Below are 1,647 nucleotides of genomic sequence, written 5' to 3'. Positions count from 1 at the left end.
CTGGCCGCGCTGCGCGCCGAGCTCAGGGCCGGCGACCTGCAGGGCCTGGCCCGCGGCCGCGTGAGCCGCTGGCGCCAGCCCGAGGCGGTGGTGATCGGTGCGCGCCGCCTGGCCACCGCCTACGACGACCCGGCGGCGCTACCCGGCATCGGCACCGCCGGCGACGCGCTGATGGCCATGGACGCCGCCTGTTACCTGCCCGAGGACATCCTCGCCAAAGTCGACCGCGCCAGCATGGCCGTGGCCCTGGAAGTGCGCGCGCCGCTGCTGGACTGGCGCGTGGCGGAGTTCGCGTGGTCGCTGCCGATGGCGATGAAGCAGCGCCGCGGCGAACTGAAGTGGCTGCCGCGCCAGTTGCTCGGGCGTTACCTGCCGCCGGCGCTGGTGCAGCGGCCGAAGACCGGCTTCGGCGCCCCGGTGGGCGACTGGCTGCGCGGACCGCTGCGCGACTGGGCCGAAGCCCAGCTCGACGAATCCCGGCTGCGCGACGAAGGCCACTTCGACCCGGCGCCGATCCGGCGGACCTGGCGCGAGTTCCTCGCCGGCGAACGCAAGTGGCACACCCACCTGTGGGGCGTGCTGATGTTCCAGGCCTGGCGCGAAGGCCTGGACTGAAGGCGCTCAGGGCCCCGGCGTCGGCGCCTCGTACATGCGGTAACCCGCGTCCACCATGCCAAGGCGCTCGTAGGTGCGCTGCGCGGCGGCGTTGTCGCGCTCCACGTACAGGCGCAGGCCGCACACCCGCGGGGTCATTTCGGCGCGCGCGTGCACGTGCCGGTAGAGCGCGGCGTACACGCCCTGGCGGCGGTGTTCCGGCGCAACGTACACGCTCTGGATCCACCACCAGTCGCCGTTGCGCCAGTCGCTCCACTCGTAGGTGAGCATGAGCGTGCCGGCGGCCTCGCCGTGGTGTTCGGCGACCAGGTAGGCGCCGCGGCCGGGCTCGTCGAGCACGGCGCGGATGCCGGCTTCGACGGTCGCCGGGTCGAGCTGCTTGTGCTCGGTTTCCAGGGCCATGGCGCAGGCCCAGTCGCGCAGGCGCGGCACGTCGTCCACCCCGGCGGGGCGGACGACGATGAGCGACTCGGCGGCCTCGCGGCTCATTCCTGCGGCGCCGGGCCGGCCGGCGAGGCGTCGGTGGGCGGCGCGTTGACCAGCTCGATCACGCCGCAGGCGATGCGGCCGCCGGCGTTGCCGGTGGGCTGGGTGGCGTAGTCGTCGGCCTGGGCGTGCACGATCACGGCGCGGCCGACGATGTCGTTCGGGCCGCCGCTGGCGATCTCCAGGCCGGCCAGCACCTGGTCCACCGCGGCGCTACCGTCGGCAGCCACGTCAAGGTTGGGCATGTCGCCGGCGTGGTGCGGGCCGTCGCCGTGTCGGTCGCCGTGCGGCGCGCCGGCCGGGTTGAAGTGGCCGCCGGCGCTGCTGCCGTCGGGCGCGCTGCAGTCGCCGGTTTCATGCACGTGGAAGCCATGCTGGCCGCCCGCCGGCAGGCCGGTGACGGTGCCGTGGATGCGCACGCCGCCGTCGGCGATGTCGAAGGCCAGCTCGCCGGCCACGCCGCTGTCCTGCAGCGGGGCCAGCACGACGCGGGCCGAGGCGGCCAGCTGGGTCATGCCGGCGGCGGCATCGGCGGGCGCGGCTTCG

General features: G+C 75.0%; 3 protein-coding genes. 1 reads left to right on the top strand and 2 read right to left on the bottom strand.

The window, feature by feature from the left end; all coding sequences use genetic code 11:
- Positions 1-615 (top strand): asparagine synthase-related protein (locus N790_RS05150; protein ID WP_043801645.1); only part of this gene is annotated, 615 nt, incomplete at its 5' end.
- Positions 616-621: 6 nt separating this feature from the next.
- On the opposite strand, the gene N790_RS05145 is transcribed toward N790_RS05150, so the two are convergent.
- On the bottom strand, positions 622-1,104 hold the full coding sequence (locus N790_RS05145) for a GNAT family N-acetyltransferase (protein WP_043801643.1): 483 nt from the start codon (positions 1,102-1,104) through the stop codon (positions 622-624).
- On the bottom strand, positions 1,101-1,647 hold a 547-nt coding region (locus N790_RS05140; protein WP_425388025.1), incomplete at its 5' end, for a superoxide dismutase family protein. The genes N790_RS05140 and N790_RS05145, both read right to left, overlap by 4 nt.

Origin of the sequence: Arenimonas malthae CC-JY-1 (assembly GCF_000747075.1) — a bacterium.
Classification (GTDB): Bacteria; Pseudomonadota; Gammaproteobacteria; order Xanthomonadales; family Xanthomonadaceae; genus Arenimonas; species Arenimonas malthae.
The sequence above is the reverse complement of the archived record's forward strand: the minus strand, read 5'-3'. Positions and strand labels throughout refer to the sequence as shown.